Genomic DNA, 17,765 nt, shown 5'->3' with positions numbered 1-17,765 from the left:
TATTTTTTTCCAGGCCGGATCAGGCGTTGTGCTGCGTGGCGGGCGGCGCGTTCGGGTCGATGTGCGGCATGCACACCGGCGCCTCGTGCGGCGCGGCCGAGTGCAATTTCTTGCCGCCCATCGAACGCAGCAGCACGTAGAACACCGGCGTCAGGAACAGGCCGAACAGGGTCACGCCGAGCATGCCGAAGAACACCGCGACACCCATGGCGTGGCGCATTTCCGAACCGGCGCCGGACGACAGCACCAGCGGCACCACACCCATGATGAAGGCGATCGACGTCATCAGGATCGGACGCAGGCGCAGGCGGCTGGCCTCGATCGCGGCTTCCAGCGGCGTGCGGCCGTTCATTTCCAGCTCGCGGGCGAATTCCACGATCAGGATCGCGTTCTTGGCCGACAGCCCCACCAGCACCATCAGGCCGATCTGGGTGAAGATGTTGTTGTCATTGCCCGTCAGATACACGCCGGTCAGCGCGGCCAGGATGCTCATCGGCACGATCAGGATCACGGCCAGCGGCAGGGTCAGGCTTTCGTACAACGCGGCCAGCACCAGGAACACCAGCAGCACGCTGATCGGGAACACCCACAGGCCGGCGTTGCCCGCCAGGATCTGCTGGTAGGTCAGGTCGGTCCATTCCAGCTTCATGCCGCGCGGCAGGGTTTCGGCGGCCACGCGCTCGGCCGCGGCCTGGGCCTGGTCGGACGAGTAGCCCGGCGCCGGTCCGCCGTTGATGTCGGCGGCGGTGTAGCCGTTGTAGCGCACCACCATTTCGGGGCCGAAGGTCTGCTTGACGGTCACCAGCGACGACAGCGGCACCATGTCGCCGGCGGCATTGCGGGTCTTGAGCTGCAGGATGTCATCGGCATGCGCGCGGTACTGCGCGTCCGCCTGTGCCCGCACCTGGAACACGCGGCCGAACCGGTTGAAGTCGTTGACGTACATCGAGCCCAGGTAGATCTGCATGGTGTCGAAGACTTCCGTCACCGGCACGCCCAGCTGCTTGGCCTTGACGCGGTCCAGGTCCACGTCCAGCTGCGGCACGTTGATCTCGTAGCTGGAGAACGCGGGGCCGAGCTCAGGCGCCTGGCGCGCCTTGGCCAGGAACGCGGACTTGGCCTTGTCCAGTTCGGCGTAGCCGGCGGCGCCGCGGTCCTCGATCTGGAACTTGAAACCGCCCAGCGTGCCCAGGCCCATCACGGGCGGGGGCGGGAACACGGCGATGAACGAGTCCTGGATGGCCGCGAACTTCTGGTTGAGCGAAGCCGCGATGGCGTTGCCCGACAGCGCGGCGCCCTTGCGCTCGTCGAAGGGTTTGAGCATCACGAACACGATGCCGGCGCTGGAACTGTTGGTGAAGCCGTTGATGGACAGGCCCGGGAAGGCGATGGCGCTCTGCACGCCAGGTTCCTTCAGGGCAATGTCGCTCATGCGGCGGATCACGGCGTCAGTGCGGTCCAGCGAGGCGCCGTTGGGCAGCTGGGTGAAGCCGATCAGGTACTGCTTGTCCTGCGCCGGCACGAAGCCGCCCGGCACCAGGTACGACACGCCGATGGTGGCGGCAACCAGCACGGCATAGACGCCCATGGCGCCGGCCTTGCGGCGGATCACGCCGGACACGCCCACGCCGTAGCTTTCCGAAGCGCGGCCGAACATGTTGTTGAACCAGTTGAAGAAGCGGCCGAACACGCGGTTCATGCCCCGGGTCAGCCAGTCGGGCTTGTCGTGGTGGCTCTTGAGCAGCAGGGCCGACAAAGCGGGCGACAGGGTCAGCGAGTTGAAGGCCGAGATCACCGTCGAGATGGCGATGGTCATGGCGAACTGCTTGTAGAACTGGCCGGTCAGGCCGGTCATGAACGCCAGCGGCACGAACACCGCGCACAGCGTCAGGGCGATGGCGATGATGGGGCCGCTCACCTCGCGCATGGCGCGATAGGTCGCGTCACGCGGGCTCAGGCCCGCGGCGATGTTGCGCTCGACGTTCTCCACCACCACGATCGCGTCGTCGACCACGATCCCGATGGCCAGCACCATCCCGAACAACGACAGGGCGTTGATGGAATAGCCGAACATCAGCAGCAGGCCGAACGTACCCACGATGGACACCGGCACCGCCAGCAGCGGGATGATGGACGCGCGCCAGGTCTGCAGGAACAGGATCACCACCAGCACCACCAGCGCGATGGCTTCCAGCAGCGTGTGCACCACGGCCTCGATACTGGAGCGCACGAACTGGGTCGGGTCGTATTCGATGCGGTATTCCACGCCCGGCGGGAAGTCCTGGGCCAGCTCGGCCATGGCGGCGCGCACCTGCGAGGACACGTCCAGCGCGTTGGCGCCCGGCGATTGCATGATGCCCATGCCCACCGCCTGCTTGTTGTCCAGCAGCGAACGCAGGCCGTATTCCTGGGCATCCAGTTCCACGCGGGCCACGTCCGACAGGTGCGTCACGGCGCCATCGGGCGAGGTCTTGAGGATGATGTCGCGGAATTCCTCTTCGGTCTGCAGGCGGCCGCGCGCATTCACGTTCAGCTGCAGCGGCACGTCGCCCAGGGTCGGGGACGCGCCGATCACGCCAGCGGCGACCTGCACGTTCTGCTCGCGGATGGCGGCGACCACTTCGGCGGCCGTCATGCCGCGCTGCGCCACCTTCTGCGGGTCGAGCCACACGCGCATCGAGTAGTTGCCCGCGCCCCACACCGTCACTTCACCCACGCCGGTGATGCGCGCCAGGCGGTCTTTGATGTTCAGGATCGCGTAGTTGCGCAGGTAGGTGATGTCGTAGCGGTCGTTGGGCGAGATCAGGTGCACCACCAGCGTCAGGGTGGGCGAGCTCTTGGTGGTCGTGACGCCCAGCCGCTGCACGTCCGGCGGCAGGCGCGGCAACGCCTGCGACACGCGGTTCTGCACCAGCTGCTGCGCCTTGTCCGGGTCCACGCCCAGCTTGAAGTTGACCGTCAGCGTCAGGTTGCCGTCGCTGTTGGCCTGCGACTGCATGTACAGCATGTTTTCCACGCCGTTGATGGATTCCTCCAGCGGCGAGGCGACGGTTTCGGCGATGACCTTGGGGTTGGCGCCCGGATACTGCGCGCGCACCACCACCGAGGGCGGCACCACTTCCGGGTATTCCGAGATCGGCAGCTGGAACATGGCCAGCAGGCCGCCCAGCAACACCAGCACGGACAACACCCCGGCGAAGATCGGCCGGTCGATGAAGAATTTCGAGATATTCATGAACGTTCTCGTTCTGCTTTGCGGTTCACCGGCGGCTTAGTTGGCGGCCGCGGTCTTGACCGGGTTGCGTTGCGCCGCGACCATGGACACCACGGTCGGGCTCACGGCGTCGCCGGGGCGCACGCGCTGCAAGCCATTGACCACGATGCGTTCGCCGGCGGCCAGGCCGGAGTCCACGACCCGCAGGCCTTCCTGGTTGGCGCCCAGCTTCACCTGGCGGTAGTTGGCGTGATTCTTGTCGTCCAGCACCAGCACGTAGCGCTTGTCCTGGTCGGTGCCGATGGCCTTCTCGTCGATCAGCACGGCGCTGCGCGGTTCGCTGCCGCCCAGGCGGATGCGGGCGTACAGGCCCGGCAGCAGGGTGCCGTCGGCGTTGTCGAACTCGGCGCGCACGCGGATGGTGCCGGACGTGGCGTCCAGGCGGTTGTCCACCGATTGCACGAAGCCGGTGCGCGAGTAGCCATCCTCGTTGGCCAGGCCCAGTTCGACCGGCACCGAGCCGGCCTTGCCGTTGCGGGCGGGGTTCACGTACTTCAGGAAGGTCTGCTCGTCGACGTCGAACGAGGCGTACATCTTGGAGACCGACACCAGCGTGGTCAGCGGCACCGAGGCGGCGCCGGCGGCGACCACGTTGCCCACCGTGACTTCCGCGCGCGACACGCGGCCGGCGACCGGCGCTTCGATGCGGGTGTAGCCCAGGTTGAGCTTGGCATAGTCCAGCGCGGCCTGCGCGCCTTGCAGGTTGGCCGCGGCTTCACGCGCGGCGTTCTGCTTTTCCTCGAAGTCGCGACGGGCGATGGCGTTGTCGGCCAACAGGCGCTGGCCGCGGGCCAGTTCGGTGGCCGTGTACGAGGCGCGGGCCTTGGCGGCGGTCAGGGCGGCGGCGGCGCGGTCCACCTCGGCCGCGTAGGGGCGCGGGTCGATGGTGAACAGCACGTCGCCCTTCTTGACGATGCTGCCGTCCTGGAAGTGCACCGCGGTCAGAGTGCCGGACACCAGCGGGCGGATGTCCACGCGGTCGATGGCTTCCAGCCGGCCGGAGTAGCGTTGCCAGTCGACGATGGTCTTGCTGACCACTTCGGCCACCTCGACAGGGGTCGCGGCGGGCGCGCCTTGCGCCTGGGCCGCGTTGGCGCCGGCGGGGGCGCGAAACAGGGCATAGCCACCGCCGGCCGCGATGACGGCCGCGAAGACGACGAGCACAGCAATACGATTACGCGAAACCATGATGTTCCTTGATGGGTGATGTCGGGGTGAAGCGCGCTTGCCGTGACCGCGACGGGGGCGGGTTGGCGGCGGGGCGGGCATCGCGGCGGGTCTGTCAGTCCTGAAACACCGATGTCATATTGCAGTGCAACATGCGACGCGGTTACGTTTCCCTGGTGGAACCCGCCTTTTTGGGGGACGGGTTATACCGGGATCGGAATCTGAGGATTGACAGGCCCTGGGATGGCGCCGGGCGGCACGGGCACTTCAAGATGCTTTGCATTCTGAGTGTTTTGCCGGCGCGGATAAACACGTCTATCTCGGCAACACTGTTCGGCAGATTTGTCTAATCTCGGACGAATTCGGGTTATGCTCCGTACACCCCGACCAAATTGCCCTTAAAGGACACCGTCGCCATGGACCGTTTTCAGGCTATGCAGGTGTTTGTGCGCGTCGTGGACGCCAATAGTTTCACCCGGGCGGCCGACAGCCTCTCGCTTCCGCGCACCACCGTCACCACCATCATCCAGAATCTCGAACGCCTGCTGGGCGTGCGCCTGCTCAACCGCACCACGCGCCGCATCGGCCTGACGCCCGACGGCGCCGGCTACTACCAGCACTGCGTGCGCATCCTGGCCGACGTCGAGGAAACCGAGGCCTGTTTCCAGGAAGCGGCGCTGCGCCTGAAGGGCCGGCTGCGCATCGATGTGCCGACCTGTATCGGCCGGCTGATCCTGATTCCCTCATTGTGTGATTTCCACGACAAGTACCCCGATGTCGAGCTGGTGCTGGGCATGGGCGACCGTCCCGTCGATATGGTGCAGGAGGCGGTCGACTGCGTCATCCGCGCCGGCGACCTGGAAGATTCCAGCCTGGTGGCGCGCCGCATCGGGACCCTGCAGACCGTGACCTGCGCCTCGCCGACCTACGTCGCGCGCCATGGCATGCCGCAGACCATCGAGGAACTGCGCAACCACCACGCCGTGCATTATTTCTCCAGCCGCACCGGCCGCAACTGCGCCTGGGACTTCAAGATCGACGGCAAGCACCAGGAAGTGGACATGCGCGGCACCGTGGCGGTGAACGAGGCCGGCGCCTACCTGGACTGCGGGCTGAAGGGTTTCGGCCTGATCCAGACGCCGCGCTACATGGCGCTGCCCTACCTGCAGTCGGGCGAGCTGATCGAGGTGCTGCCGCAATGGAAGCCCAGCGCCACCGCGATCTCGGTGCTGTATCCGCAAAGCCGCCAGCTGTCGCCCAAGGTGCGCGCCTTCGCCGACTGGGCGGCGGAACTGTTCGCCAGCTGCCCGCTGCTCAGCGGCCGCGACGAGACCGATCCGGCCGCCGCCAGCTGCGGCGTGTTCCAGCAGCGCCAGATCAGCCAGGCCAAGCAGATGGCCGTGGCCGGCGTGGCCGCTGCCAACGACCCCATGCCGCGCCGCCGTACCGCGCGCGAAGAGGCCGCCGAATACGCGCTGTAAGGCAGGCCGTGTCCGAGGTGGCGGGCCCGCGGGTCCGCCACGCCCGCAATTTGCCGGCAAAATCCCGGAACACCGGGAAACCCCGTAGTAAATACAGGGCTTGCGTCCCTCGTATTTCCCGAAACGTCTGTATAGTCCGACAGTCAAAGCCTCAACGCATTCACTGTCGATCCGCTCTATGCAGCCTGTACTCCCCGCTTACCTGATCGCCCGTTGGCTTTTGCTGCTCGTTTTGTTGGCGGGGGTGTATTTCCTCAGCGGCTTCCTGGTGCCGGCGCTGGCCGCGCTGATCATCGGCCTGGCCAGCTGGCCCCTGTACCAGCGGCTGGTCGCGCGCTGCGGCGGCCGCACCGCGCTGGCGGCGTCGCTGGCCCTGCTGGTGGTGATCGTGGTGCTGATCGTGCCGTTGTCGCTGGCGCTGTCGTACGCCATCAAGGAGGCCAGCACCTTCTTCGCCTGGGCCATCGCCGCCAATCGCCATGGCGTCGCGGTCCCCAACTGGATCACCTCGATGCCCGTGGTGGGCGACCGGCTCTCCGAATACTGGCAGGCCTATATCGGCCAGCCGCATGCGCTGGGCGCGCTGGTCGAGGCCGTCAGCGGCGAACACCTGGGCAATATCTACCGCATGGTGCTTGCCGCCACCGGCAACGTGTTCCAGTTGCTGCTGACGGTGCTGTTCATGCTGATCACGCTGTTCTTCGTCTACAAGGACGGCATGCGCATGGTGGCGCAACTGGACGTGCTGGGCGAACGCATCCTGCCGGCGCGCTGGCAGCGTTTTTCGCGCGTGGTGCCGGCCACCATCAATTCCACCGTCACCGGCATGGGCCTGATCGCATTGGGCGAGGGCGTGGTGCTGGGCATCGCCTACTGGGTCGCCGGCGTGCCGTCGCCGGTGCTGCTGGGCGTGGTCACCGGCTTCATGGCGTTGATTCCCGGCGGCGCGCCGCTGTCGTTCACGCTGGTGTCGCTGTACCTGGTCGGTTCCGGCCATGTGGTGGCGGGCATCGCGTTGATGGTGTGGGGCAGCGTCGAACTGTTCATCGTCGACAAGACGCTGCGTCCGCGCCTGGTGGGCGGGCCGGTCAAGCTGCCGTTCCTGCCGACCTTCTTCGGCCTGGTGGGGGGCGTGAAGACCATGGGCATCGTCGGGCTGTTCGTCGGCCCGGTGCTGATGGCGCTGCTGGTGGCCGTGTGGCGCGAGTGGGTGCACCACGAGGAAGCCGAGCGTGACACCGCCCGCCTCCGGGCCGCGCCCCCGCCCGACCAGACGCCGGCCGCCGGCCCGCGTATTTAGGTGTAATCTAGCTCTCCCCGCGCTCGCCGGCGCCTCGCCCGGCACGCGCCTGCCCTGTGCGCAGACGCTTTGCAGCTTACGCCGCGGGGTCTGAGGGGTTGGCAGGTTCATCATGTCCGCGTCGTTGCAAGAAGATGAGTTAGCGGTCCTGCGCGAGCAGGGTTTCGTGGTCGCGCGCCAGTTCGCCGACCCGGCCGAGGTGGCGGCGCTGCGCGCGCTGGCCGAGCGCCATCTGCGCGAGCACGTGGCGCCCATCGAATACGAGGCGGACCTGCGCTATCCCGGCGCGCCCGAGTCGCGCAACGCCGAAGGCGGTCTGACGGTGCGGCGCCTGCTCAGCGCCTATGGGCGCGATCCCTTGTTCGCGCAATGGGCCACCAACGCGCGCATCGGCCAATCGCTGGCGCGCTATTTCGGCGAGACGCCGGTGCTGTCCACGGTGCACCACAACTGCGTGATGACCAAGCATCCCGCCTATGGCAGCCTGACCGGCTGGCACCAGGACATCCGCTATTGGTCGTTTTCCGATACCGACCTGATGTCCTGTTGGCTGGCGTTGGGCGACGAGAACTGGGACAACGGCGGCCTGTCGTTCATTCCCGGTTCGCACGCGGCGGCGTTCAAGCCGGCGCAGTTCGACGAGCAGAAATTCTTCCGCGATGACGCGCCCGAGAACGCCGCATGGATCGCGCGCGCCGTCTGTCCCGAGCTGCGCGCCGGTGACCTGGTGTTCTTCCATTGCCGCACGCTGCACGCGGCGCAGGGCAACCGCAGCGACCGCGTCAAGCTGTCACTGGTGCATACCTACCATCCGCAGTCCTGTCATCCGGTGCCGGGCACGCGCTCGGCCAGCCAGCCGGGCGTGCCGTTGGCCGCATGACGGCGCTCGCGGCAGCGTGAGGGCCGGTCCGCCGGCGCACGGTTGAGGGCAGCGCGATCGCGCGTGCCGCGCTATGTGGTAATTGGGATCTGCTATTAATAATTGAATTACAATTAAATCGCGTGCGATACGCGCGATTGCCGCCGGCAAGACGGCCCGCGCTTCCGATTCGCGCGCGCTCCTTCTTTCAAATAGGCTGCTCCCGTGCCCAAAAACAAGCCCGACGATACGGACAAGACGCAGGCGGCGACCGAGGCCCGGTCTTCGCTCTTTGTAGGCTCGACCGAAAAAGCCTTCCAGGTGCTGCACGCCTTCGACGGCCCGAAACGCCACATGACGCTGGCCGACATTGCGCGTGCCTCGGGCCTGGACCGCAGCGCGACGCAACGCCTGGTCTACACGCTGGAAACGCTGGGCTATCTGCGCCGCATTCCGGACACGCGCAATTACGGACTGACGCCGAAGGTGCTGCAGTTCTCGTACAACTACGTGCGCGCCAATGAGTTGATCGACAAGGCGTCGCCCTATCTGCTGGACATCAGCCGCACGCTGGGCGAAACCACCAACCTGCAAGAACTGGACGGGCACGAGATCGTGTTCGTGGCCCGCTTCCCAGGGCATCACCTGGTCAATGTGGACATCGCCGTGGGCAGCCGCCTGCCGGCGTATTTCACCGCGTCGGGCACGGCGATCCTGTCACGCCTGTCGGACGAGCAGCGCCGTGAAATCCTGTCGCAGACCCGCCTGGAGCCGATCACGCCCTACACGGAAGTCAATCCCGACAAGCTGCTCGAACGCGCGCAGCGCGTGGCCGAAAAGGGCTACGCGATCATCGTGAACGAGACGGTGCTGGGAGATATTTCGGTGGCGGCGCCGGTGATCGATCATCGGGGATTGGCGGTGGCGGCGATCAACATTTCCGTGCCGACGACGCGATGGACCGTGGCGCGGGTCGAGGCGGAGTTGGCGCAGCATGTGCAGGTGGCGGCGACGTCCATCTCCAAGTCCAAGTTCTCGGCGTATTCGAGGTAAGGGCCGGGCGCGGTCGATCGATTGCGCCCAATCCTTCCCGAATCGCCTGTCTCAAACGCCTTCGAACTCCGCCAGCAAGGGCTTGACCACCGACCGCAAGGACGCCTGCAGGTCGGCCCCGGGCTGCACCAGGGGATCCAGCACTTCCGGCGCATCGACGCCGATGAGATCCATCACCGACTTCATCGGTCCGGGATTGGTCTCGGCGAACGCAAGGTTCATCAGGGGGATCAGGCGACGGTGCAGCAGCATGGCGTCGCGCGTGCGGCCTTCGGTGGCCAGGTCATAGACCTTGCGCCAGGCCTTGGGCAGCAGGCTCGCCGTCACCACGATCCCGCCCTGGGCGCCGGCGGCCAGGTGAACCGGCAGCAGCGTGTCTTCGCCGCTGAACACGGCGAACGATTCGTCCACGCCGGCCACCGTGCGCAGGAAGTGGTACATGTCCGTGTTGCAGGCCTTCATGCCGATGATGTTCGGGTGGCGCGACAGTTCGTGCAGCACTTCGGGTGCGATCGCGATGCGGGTGCGGTACGGGATCTCGTAGATCATCACCGGCAGCGGCGATGCGTCGGCGTAGCGCAGGAAGTACTCGCGGATGCCGGCCTGGGTCGGGGTCGTGTAGTAGGGCGTCAGCACCATCAGCGCGTCGGCGCCCGCGTCGGCGAATTCGCGGCCGGCCTGCAGGGCGTCGTGAAAGCCCGGGTCCAGCACGCCGGGAATCACCGGCACGCGCTTGGCCACGGCGTCCACCGTCAGTTTGCACATGCGGATGCGTTCGGCCCGCGCCAAAGCTCCGTACTCACCGGTGCCGCCGAGCGGCACGATGCCGTCGATGCCCTGCTTGAGCAGGTAGGCGATCAGCGCCTGGGCCGCCGGGACGTTGATGGTGTCGTCGGCCTTGACCGGGGTGGGAATCGCGGGAAACACGCCGCGCAGGTGGCTTGCATTCAACATGGAAAAATCCTGATGGAAGGGAAACGGCGCCGCGCCTCAGCCCGCCAGGCTGCGGCGGCGCAGCCGGTCGGCGAGCCAGATCAGCGCGGCGATGAAGATAAACAGGCAGGTGGACACGGCGGCGATCACCGGGGAGATCTGCAGCGTCACCTCGTCCCAGAACTGCTTGGGCAGGGTGGCGTTCAGCCCGCCCGAGGCGAACAGCGCGATCGTCAGTTCGTCGAACGAGGTCGCGAAAGCGAACAGGAACGATGACATCAGCCCCGCGCCGAGGATCGGGAAGGTCACGAAGCGCAACGTCGCCCAGGGGCCCGCGCCCAGGCTCTGCGCCGCCAGGTCCAGGCGCGTGTCGTAGTTGCGCAGCACCGCCATCATGGTGATCACCACGTACGGCACCGCCACCACCGTGTGCGCCAGGATCAGGCCGACGGTCGACCCGACCAGGCCGACGCGGGCGAAGAAATAGAACATGCCCACCGCGATGATCATGCGCGGCACCACGATGGGCGACAGCACGAAGGCCAGCATGGCGGACTTGCCGCGCATGTCGGCGCGCACCAGCAGGAAGGCGGCCGGCGTGCCGATCAGCATGGCCAGCAGGCCGGTGCCAACGCCCACGATCAGCGAGCGCGTGATGGCCTGCATCCACACCGGCGACGTGAACATCTGCTCGTACCATTGCAACGAAAAGCCCTTGGGCGGCCAGGTCAGGCCGGACCCCGAATCGAACGACAGCGGGATCATCAGGAAGGCGGGCGCGGACAGGAAGGCCAGCACCGCCAGCACGATCCACCACAGGGTGCGCGATTGGCCGGTGCCGGAGACCGAACGGCGCAGGCGCGTGGGCAGCAGCGAGAACAGGCGGTCGGACAGCGCGGCCAGCAGGTCCAGCAGGGCCTCGCCCGCGCGCCGCGCCAGGCCGGGCTTGGCCGAGGCGCGGGGGCGCGACGCGCCGGCGCCGGTCATGGTCGACAGGCCCAGTATGCGGTCGTACAGCGCGAACACCGCCAGCACCACCACCAGCAGCAGCACCGACACCGCGCCGGCGAATTCCCAGTTCATGGTCTGCTGCACCTGGTCGATGATGATCTGGGTGATCATCGTCTCCTTGCGGCCGCCCAGCAGCGCCGGGGTGATGAAAAAGCCGATGGCGGTGACGAACACCATGATGGCCGCGGCGGCCACGCCGGGCATGGACAGCGGGAAGTAGATCTTCCAGAACGCGGTGCCCGGGCGCGCGCCGAGGGTGGAGGCGGCGCGCGGCAGGTTGCGGTCGATGTTCTCCATGACCGACAGCATTGTCAGCACCGCCAGCGGCATCAGCGCATGCACCATGCCGACCAGCACGCTGCCGAAGTTGTAGAGCAGGTTGGCCGGCGCATCCAGGATGCCCAGCGCCTGCAGCATCTGGTTGACCACGCCGTTGCGGCCCAGCAGCACGACCCAGGCGAAGGTGCGCACCAGGAAGCTGGTCCAGAACGACAGCAACACCCAGAACAGCAGCGACGTCTTGCGCCGGGCCGACAGGCTCGAGATCAGGTAGGCGACCGGGTAGCCGGCCACCACGGCAAAGAAGGTCGTCCAGAGCGAGATCTTCAGCGTGATGAGCAGCACGTTGACGTACACCGACGACTCGAACAACCGGTGGTATTGCGTCAGCGAGAAACCCCGGTCGCCGTAGAAGCTCAGCAGCAGCAACTGGCCGACCGGATAGATCAGCAGCACCAGCAGCAGGATCGCCAGCGGCGCGGCCATGAGGAAATGGCGGCGGCCCTGGCTCATGCGCTTGCGGGGAGGGGCAAGGGGGCTCATGCGGTCACTCCGCGATGGCGACCGCGTCGGCGGCCTGCCAGGTCACCGACAGCGGCTGGCCGATGGCGTACTGCTCGGCCTGGCGGCGCGTGGGGTAGGCGACCACGAGCGGGGCGCTGTCGGGCGCGCCCGAATCGAGATAGAGCTTGGTCAGGCTGCCGGTCACCATCACGTCGAGCAGCTTGCCGGTCAGGGCCCGGCCATGGGCCTCGGCGGGGCCGGCCTGCAGATTCTGGGGACGCAGCATCAGCGTGACCTTCTGGCCGACCTTGACCGTGGCGCCATTGGACAGGGCCTGGCCGCTGACGCCCTGGTGCGCCAGCCTGACGGTCAGCGTGGCGCCGTCGACGGCCGTGACCTCGCCCTGCAGCAGGTTGGATTCGCCCAGGAAGTCCGCCACGAACAGGGTGCGCGGGCGGAAGTACAGGTCGGCTGGCGTGCCCAGTTGCTCGATCGCGCCGCCGTTCATCAGGCAGATGCGGTCGGACATGGTCATGGCCTCTTCCTGGTCATGCGTCACGTAGACGATGGTGGTGCCCAGTTCGCGGTGGATGCGCTTGATCTCCAGCTGCATCTGGTCGCGCAGCTTCTTGTCCAGCGCGCCCAGGGGCTCGTCCATCAGGATGATCGCGGGGCGGTAGACCATGCAGCGCGCCAGCGCGATGCGCTGCTGCTGGCCGCCGGACAGTTCGCGCGGCAGGCGCGCGCCGACCTGCGGCAGCCGCACCATGTCCAGCGCTTCCTGCGCGCGCCGCTTCGCCTCGGCCGCCGGCACCTTGCGCATCTTCAGGGGAAAGGCGATGTTCTCCAGGATGGTCATGTGCGGGAACAGCGCATAGTTCTGGAACACCATGCCGATGTCCCGCTCGTACGGCGCGCCGTGGGTGACGTCGTTGCCGTCGATCAGCACGCGGCCCTCGTCGGGCCTGGCCAGGCCCGCGATCAGGCTCAGCAACGTGGTCTTGCCGGAGCCGGACGGGCCCAGCAGGGTCAGGAATTCGCCGCGGGCGACATCCAGGTGCGTGGGCGCCAGGGCGACGAAATCGCCATAGCGTTTGCCCAGGCCCGAGATTTGCAGATTGGAAGAAGACATGGCGTTCGGCGTATGCAGAGAATTACTTCAAGACCCAACCGTTGAAGCGCTCGAGCACGTCGCGCTGCTTGTCCAGCCAGTAGGCGGCGTTGATGTGCAGGCCGGTCTTGATGTTGTCGGGGTGGGTGGGGCAATTGCGCGCCACGTCGGCCTTGATGTGGTCGAACGCGGCGGGTTGGGTCACGCCGGCGGCGAAGAACTCGACCAGCGCGGCCTGGCGCTTGGGGTCCGAGGCGAACTTGATGAATTCGCGGCAGGCGTCGGCGTTGGGCGTGCCCTTCAGGATCGACCAGTTGTCGCAGCCCCAGATGTTCTGGTCCCACACGATCTGCACGGGCGCGCCGTTGGCGATGGCCGATTGCGCGCGCGAGACCCAGGTGGCGATCATGTCGACTTCGCCGGAGCCCAGCATCTGCTCGACCTGCGCGCCGGTGTTCCACCACACGTCGACGGACGGCTTGATCTTGTCCAGGCTGGCCAGGGCGCGGTCGATGTCGCAGGGATAGACCTTGTCGGTCGGCACGCCGTCGGCCATCAGCGCTTCCTCGATGGTGTCGAACGGGTGCTTGCGCAGGCCGCGCCGGCCGGGGATGTTCTTGACGTCCCAGAAGTCCGCCCACGACGCCGGGGCGCGGCGGCCCTTGAAGGCGTCGGTGCGGTAGGCCAGCACGGTGGTGTAGACGTTGTTGCCCACGCCATAGGGCGACATGTATTGCTTGGGAATGGTGGCCACGACCGGGTCGGATTCCAGGCCGTGCTTTTCCAGGTAGACCTTGCCGCCTTCGGTGAGCATCAGGATGGCGGGCTGGCTGATCTTGGCCATGTCCCAGGTGTAGTTGCCGGTGTCCACCATGCTGCGGATCTGCGCGGTGGGCTCGGCGTTGGCCTGCACGCCCACCACCTGGATGCCGGTGGCGTCCGTGAACGGCTTGTAGAACACCGCGCCATAGGCCTTGCTGTAGATGCCGCCGTCGTCGCGCACGACGATGCGCTTGGAAGCCGCGCGCGACGGCGTCCAGATCATCGGCATGGCCAGGGCGGCGACGCCAGCGGCGGCGGTCTTGAGCGCGCTGCGGCGCGAGGCGTTGTAGGAGGTGGATTTCATGGAAGGGCTCCAGCGGGACGGCGGACGGGAAGGGCGGCTTCAGGGCAGCAAGCGACCGGGATTGAAGAGAGCGGCGGGGTCGAAGCTGGCTTTCAGCGTGCGCATCATGGCCAGTTCGACCGGTGACTTGTAGTGCGCCATTTCGGCCAGCGACGTGCGGCCCACGCCATGCTCGGCGCTGAAGGTGCCCCCCAGCGCATCGGCCACGTCGTTGACGGCGCGGCGAATGGCGGCCGCCATGGCGTCGCGCTCGGGCAGCGCGTTCCAGGCGTCGAACGTGAAGAAGGGAATGAAGTGCACGTTGCCGTCGCCCAGGTGGGCCACGATCAGGATGGGCAGGTCCGGCACCAGGCGGCGCACGGCCTCGGTGGCGGCGGCGATGAAGCGCGGCACGCTCGAGACCGGCACGGCGCTGTCGGTGGTCAGGCCCACGCCGGCCTTCTTGTTGCCTTCCGAGACGCTATGGCGCACTTCCCAGAGCGCGGCGCGCTGGCTGTCGTTGCTGGCCACCACGGCATCTCGCAGCAATCCCAGTTCGAAGGCTTGTTCCAGGATCTGTTGCAGGACCTCCTGCAGCTCCGCGCCGTTGCCGGTGTCCGACAGCTCCACCAGCACATGCCAGGGGTGCGCGCCGGGCAGTGGATTCTTGCGGCCGGGCACATGGGTCATGACGATGTCCAGCTGATTGCTGTCGATCATTTCGAAGGCTGACAGGCGCGAGCCGCATTGCTGCTGGAACAGGCCCAGGATGTCGAGCGCAGCCTGCGGATCGGTGGGCGCCAGCCAGGCGATGGCGTGGCGATTGGGCAGGGGGTGCAGCTTCAGCACGGCCGCGGTCACGATGCCCAAGGTGCCTTCGGCGCCGATGAACAAGTGCTTCAGGTCGAAACCCGTATTGTTCTTGCGCAAGGCGGTCAGGCCGTTCCAGATCGATCCGTCGGGCAGCACGACCTCCAGGCCCAGGATGTTGTCGCGCGTATTGCCGTAGCGCAGCACGCCGGTGCCGCCCGCGTTGGTGGCGATGGTGCCGCCGATCTGGCACGAACCTTCCGCGCCCAGGCTGATGGGGTACAGGCGGCCTTGTTCCGCCGCGGCCTGCTGCACCGTGGCCAGCACGCAGCCGGCTTCGACTTCCATCGAATTGTTGGCCGGGTCCACGCGGCGGATCTGGCGCAGGCGCGACAGGTTGACGATAACGGGCGGGGGGCCGGCCTCGTCCGGCACCGCGCCGCCGCACAGGCTGGTGTTGCCGCCTTGCGGCAATACGGGGGTGGCGTAGTCGTTGCACAGGCGCACGATGTCGGCGACTTGCCGGGTCGACCCCGGCAGGGCCACGCACAGCGCCGCGCCTTTGTAGCGGCCGCGCCAGTCTTCGGTGTAGCCGGCCATGTCGGCGTCGGAGCGCAGGACTGCGCTATCGCCCAGCGCCTGGATAAGCGCATCGAGCAGGGGGGTACCTATGGTCATGTCTGTCGTCCCGTAGGGATCGGAAAGGTCGAGAACCGATCACGTTGAGACACAGCATACGATTACTTAAATTGCTTTTCGATTTAAATAATCGTATATCAATTGAATTTAGGGTATGTCCTAAGCGGGAAGGCCGGAATGGCTTACGCTAAAACAATCGAAATACAATTGATGTGTTTGTTATGTAATTTAATTGAAATCCAGCCAACAAGGAAGAGACATGCTGCCCAGCGTGATGGATTACCGGGCGCAGGCGCGCAGGCGGCTGCCCCGGTTGGCCTTCGATTATCTGGAAGGAGGGGCCGAGGACGGGATCTCGCTGCGCCATAACGTGGCCGCCTTTGGCGAGCTGGAATTCGTGCCGCAAGTGCTGGCGGACGTCACCGACTGCCACCTGGAAACCACCGTGCTGGGCGCGGCCGCGGCCATGCCCGCCATTGTCGGGCCGACGGGCCTGAACGGGCTGTTCTGGCCCGATGCGGACGTGCACCTGGCGCGCGCCGCGCACCGAGCCGGCCTGCCGTTCGTGCTGTCCACCGCATCGACCTCGCTGCTGGAAGACGTGCGCGCGGCCAGCGCCGGCGAGTTGTGGTTGCAGCTATACGTGCAACGCGACCGCCGCATCGCCGAACACCTGATGGACCGCGCATGGCACAGCGGCTACACGGTGCTGTTCCTGACGGTCGACGTGCCGGTGCATGGCAACCGCGACCACGACAAGCGCAACGGCTTCCAGCTGCCGCTGCGCCCTTCCGGCCGCCTGCTGCTCGACCTCGCGGCCCATCCGGGCTGGTGCTGGCGCATGTTGCGCGGCGGCGGTCCGCAGCTGAAGAACCTGGCTGTCAGTTCCAACGCGCGCGAGGACATCACCGAGCAGGCGTCCGCCCTGAGCCGGCAGATGGATATGGCCCTGACCTGGGACGACATCGATTGGCTGCGCCGCCAGTGGCCCGGCCGCCTTGTCATCAAGGGCATCCAGACGCTGGCCGATGCGCGCAGGGCGCAGGCCAGCGGCGTGGATGGCATCGTGCTGTCCAACCATGGCGGCAGGCAGCTGGAATGCGCACCCTGCCCGCTGGAAGTCCTGCCGGCTGTCGCGGCCGAACTGGGGCAGTCGCTCGAGGTGCTGGTGGATGGCGGGGTGCGGCGCGGCAGCGATATCGCCAAGGCGGTGGCGCTGGGCGCGCGTGGGGTGCTGCTGGGCCGCGCGCCGCTGTACGGGCTGGCGGGACGGGGGCCGCGCGGCGCGGGCGAGGTGCTGGCGATCCTGCGGACCGAACTGGAGAACACATTGCGGCTGCTCGGGCGTAATCGCATCGGCGCGCTCGACGCCGCGGCGGTGCGCAGGCGCCGGGCCATTTTCGATTGACACAGGGAACCAGACATCATGCGTGAAAGAATCGTCTTCATCGGCGGCGGAAACATGGCCAGCGCCATCATCGACGGATTGTTGGCCCGGGGCCGCGAGCGGGCGGATTTCCTGGTGGTCGAACCTTTTGAACCTGCCCGCGCCAGCCTGCTGGCGCGCGGCCTGGCGTGCCAGGCAAGCGCCGGCCCCGAGATCGCCGACGCGGCGCTGTGCGTACTGGCGACCAAGCCCCAAGCGCTGCATGACGCCTGCGGGCAAGTGCGGGCGCATCTGTCAGCGCCGGCCACGGTGGTCAGCATCGCGGCGGGCGTGAGTCTCGCGTCGCTGTCGCAATGGCTGGGCGGCCATGCGCGCATCGTGCGGGCAATGCCCAATACGCCGGCCAAGGTCGGGCTGGGCATGACGGGCCTGTACGCCACCGCCAGTTGCGGCGCGGCGCAACGCGCGCAGGTGGATGCGCTGTTCGCCGCGGTGGGCGAATGCATCTGGGTCGATACCGAGGCCATGCTTGACGCCGTCACCGCCGTGACCGGCAGCGGTCCGGGCTACGTGTTCCATTTCATGGCGGCGCTGGAACAAGCGGCGCGGGAGCTCGGCTTCGGCGCGGTCGATGCGCGCCGCCTGTCGGTGGCGGCGTTTCGCGGCGCCGCGGAACTGGCGGCGGGCGACGACGCGGCGTTGATCGAGCTGCAGGAACGGGTGACCTCCAAGGGCGGCACCACCTACGCCGCGCTGACGCATCTGCGCGAGGCGGGCGTGGCCCGAGCCATTGCCGAGGCGGCGCTGAAGGCCGCGCAACGCGCGCGCGAATTGTCGGCGGGCTAGTGTGCT

General features: G+C 67.1%; 13 protein-coding genes. 6 read left to right on the top strand and 7 right to left on the bottom strand.

All coding sequences use genetic code 11. The annotated features are described in order from the left end of the window. Positions 1 to 19 precede the first annotated feature (19 nt). Both AT699_RS27710 and AT699_RS27705 read right to left on the bottom strand, forming a co-directional pair. Positions 20 to 3,235 carry an efflux RND transporter permease subunit gene (locus tag AT699_RS27710; protein ID WP_006386237.1) on the bottom strand — a complete coding sequence of 1,072 codons (3,216 nt, stop codon included), beginning with the start codon at positions 3,233 to 3,235 and terminating at the stop codon, positions 20 to 22. 36 nt (positions 3,236 to 3,271) lie between these two features. Next, positions 3,272 to 4,462, bottom strand: a complete 1,191-nt coding sequence (locus tag AT699_RS27705; RefSeq protein WP_024070555.1) for an efflux RND transporter periplasmic adaptor subunit — start codon at positions 4,460 to 4,462, stop codon at positions 3,272 to 3,274. A 395-nt stretch (positions 4,463 to 4,857) separates the two neighbouring features. On the opposite strand from AT699_RS27705, the gene AT699_RS27700 reads away from it, so the two are divergent. The 4 genes from AT699_RS27700 to AT699_RS27685 all read left to right on the top strand — a co-directional run bounded on the left by AT699_RS27700 (position 4,858) and on the right by AT699_RS27685 (position 9,134). Continuing rightward, positions 4,858 to 5,922, top strand: coding sequence for a LysR family transcriptional regulator (locus AT699_RS27700; RefSeq protein ID WP_020926131.1), 1,065 nt, complete (start codon positions 4,858 to 4,860; stop codon positions 5,920 to 5,922). A gap of 178 nt (positions 5,923 to 6,100) precedes the next feature. Continuing rightward, a complete protein-coding gene (locus AT699_RS27695; protein WP_024070554.1) occupies positions 6,101 to 7,222 on the top strand; it encodes an AI-2E family transporter in 1,122 nt (373 codons plus the stop codon). Positions 7,223 to 7,334: 112 nt separating this feature from the next. Next, positions 7,335 to 8,102, top strand: a complete 768-nt coding sequence (locus AT699_RS27690; RefSeq protein ID WP_006386241.1) for a phytanoyl-CoA dioxygenase family protein — start codon at positions 7,335 to 7,337, stop codon at positions 8,100 to 8,102. Positions 8,103 to 8,306: 204 nt separating this feature from the next. Next, positions 8,307 to 9,134, top strand: coding sequence for an IclR family transcriptional regulator (locus tag AT699_RS27685; protein WP_024070553.1), 828 nt, complete (start codon positions 8,307 to 8,309; stop codon positions 9,132 to 9,134). Positions 9,135 to 9,185: 51 nt separating this feature from the next. On the opposite strand, the gene dapA is transcribed toward AT699_RS27685, so the two are convergent. From dapA to AT699_RS27660, 5 genes are read right to left on the bottom strand one after another with little or no spacing between them, the layout of a single operon-like run. Further along, positions 9,186 to 10,088, bottom strand: coding sequence for a 4-hydroxy-tetrahydrodipicolinate synthase (dapA, locus tag AT699_RS27680; RefSeq protein ID WP_024070552.1), 903 nt, complete (start codon positions 10,086 to 10,088; stop codon positions 9,186 to 9,188). 36 nt (positions 10,089 to 10,124) lie between these two features. After that, the gene (locus AT699_RS27675) at positions 10,125 to 11,900 is read right to left on the bottom strand and encodes an ABC transporter permease subunit (protein WP_024070551.1); all 1,776 of its coding nucleotides are present in this window, start codon (positions 11,898 to 11,900) and stop codon (positions 10,125 to 10,127) included. Between the two features lie 4 nt (positions 11,901 to 11,904). Next, the gene (locus AT699_RS27670) at positions 11,905 to 12,993 is read right to left on the bottom strand and encodes an ABC transporter ATP-binding protein (RefSeq protein ID WP_024070550.1); all 1,089 of its coding nucleotides are present in this window, start codon (positions 12,991 to 12,993) and stop codon (positions 11,905 to 11,907) included. A gap of 22 nt (positions 12,994 to 13,015) precedes the next feature. Further along, positions 13,016 to 14,098, bottom strand: coding sequence for an ABC transporter substrate-binding protein (locus AT699_RS27665; protein ID WP_006386246.1), 1,083 nt, complete (start codon positions 14,096 to 14,098; stop codon positions 13,016 to 13,018). A 39-nt stretch (positions 14,099 to 14,137) separates the two neighbouring features. Beyond that, positions 14,138 to 15,565, bottom strand: a complete 1,428-nt coding sequence (locus AT699_RS27660; RefSeq protein ID WP_006386247.1) for an FAD-binding oxidoreductase — start codon at positions 15,563 to 15,565, stop codon at positions 14,138 to 14,140. Between the two features lie 220 nt (positions 15,566 to 15,785). Between AT699_RS27660 and AT699_RS27655 the strand changes: the two genes are divergently transcribed. Together AT699_RS27655 and proC are read left to right on the top strand one after the other, a co-directional pair. Beyond that, positions 15,786 to 16,934, top strand: a complete 1,149-nt coding sequence (locus AT699_RS27655; protein WP_024070549.1) for an alpha-hydroxy acid oxidase — start codon at positions 15,786 to 15,788, stop codon at positions 16,932 to 16,934. Between the two features lie 18 nt (positions 16,935 to 16,952). Further along, positions 16,953 to 17,759 carry a pyrroline-5-carboxylate reductase gene (proC, locus tag AT699_RS27650; protein ID WP_024070548.1) on the top strand — a complete coding sequence of 269 codons (807 nt, stop codon included), beginning with the start codon at positions 16,953 to 16,955 and terminating at the stop codon, positions 17,757 to 17,759. Positions 17,760 to 17,765: the final 6 nt, after the last annotated feature.

Source organism: Achromobacter xylosoxidans (assembly GCF_001457475.1).
Lineage (GTDB): Bacteria > Pseudomonadota > Gammaproteobacteria > Burkholderiales > Burkholderiaceae_B > Achromobacter > Achromobacter xylosoxidans.
Note: the sequence above shows the minus strand (reverse complement) of the source record. Positions and strands in the feature narration are given on the sequence as shown.